The organism is Shewanella sp. MF05913 (assembly GCF_059758095.1).
In genome coordinates this window covers 1-1420 of sequence record NZ_JCAYNT010000055.1, presented here as the reverse complement: position 1 = coordinate 1420, position 1420 = coordinate 1, and the positions used below count along the sequence as shown (strand labels likewise).

The following is a 1420-nucleotide window of genomic DNA, read 5'->3' as shown; positions in this document are numbered from 1 at the left end:
TATATGGACCCACCCGTTTTGCAAGTGATCTCGAAGCGTTAATAAACAAATTCATTGCCTTCATATATCCGGCTTGTAAATCGGGTGTTTTATATACCCGCAGCCCTAATGCAATTAGCTAACTACTTTAACTTTATCATTCCGACGGCTTCTAAAGAGCCAAAGACGAGTTCAGTTTTAAAGTAGTACAGTCTGACTGTTTATCATTATTTCAAAATCTTTCGCAACTTGTGGTGAGTTTGTTTTACTCGGTGTTACTTGCTACTTAAATTAATCAGTTGATTGTGAATCGTATTACTTTGTTATGCTGCATATTCGAGTCGGTAATCTTCTTCCTTTGCGATGACTGACCAGGCTATTCTGGCGAGCTTATTGGCCAGAGCCACACATGCGACATTGCTATGCTTTCTACACTTTAGCTCATAGGCCCAGCGGCTTAATTTATCATCTTTACCGTCCACATATTGCAATACAGCACGTGCACCATGTACCAGTGACGACCTCAAGTGAGGATTCCCTTTTTTCGTAATACCAGACAGCATGGTTTTACCACCGCTTGAGTTTTGTCTTTGTGTTAATCCGCACCAGGCGGCAAAGTGACGACCATTATGGAACATTTTACCATCGCCTATCGCGGCATACATTTCTGCCGCTGTCATGGGGCCAATACCTATAACGCTTTGCACTCGCTTACAGATAGGATTCTTTCTTGTATAAGCGGTTACTTTTTTAGTGTAAAACTCAACTTTCTCTTGTGCCGCAACAAAGTCAGCATAGAGTTCGCGAAAACTTTCTCGTGCAAATGCCGATAACTCATTGCTTTCATCATCAATAAATTCAGGCAATCGAGTCGCTAATGCCGTTTTTCCCTTTGCAGCGCATAAACCATATTCTGCAAGAAAGCCTCTAACTTGATTGTTGATTGCGACCATCGTTTTTACATGGCGCTTTCTCATGCGCAGCACCATTTGAATATCTTCTTGCTCGACGCTTTTTATCGGTACAAATGTCATGTTTGGTCGTTGTGCTGCTTCAGCAATGGCTTCAGCATCATTAAAATCATTTTTGTTTTTACGACGATAAGGCACAACATATTGAGGCGCAATGAGCTTGACTTGATGCCCTAATTTAATGAATTCACGAGCCCAATGGTTAGCCCCGCCACAGGCTTCCATCACTATCAACATTGGCTCTAATCGGGCAAAGACACTGAGCAAGTCGGCACGCTTAATTGCTCTCTTTTTAACTAACTTTCCAGCTTGATTAACGGCAAACATGTGGAAAATAGTCTTTGATATATCTAAACCAATTGTTGTAATCTTCATATTCGGACCCGCCCTTTGTTGATAAAGTGTACAAACTTATCATGGCTCACTATGAAGCCGATTAGAAGGGTGGGTCCATCTCATTATTCCGGCAA

1 protein-coding gene is annotated in these 1420 nt (G+C 41.7%); it reads right to left on the bottom strand.

All coding sequences use genetic code 11. The features are described 5' to 3' along the window. Positions 1-302: 302 nt before the first annotated feature. A complete protein-coding gene (locus AC19MV_RS22940; protein WP_498310034.1) occupies positions 303-1325 on the bottom strand; it encodes an IS110 family RNA-guided transposase in 1023 nt (340 codons plus the stop codon). Positions 1326-1420: the final 95 nt, after the last annotated feature.

What these genes read in the sequence shown, in the direction of transcription:
- AC19MV_RS22940 (WP_498310034.1), bottom strand. Translation starts at nt 1,325, where the DNA reads ATGAAGATTACAACAATTGGTTTAGATATATCAAAGACTATTTTCCAC.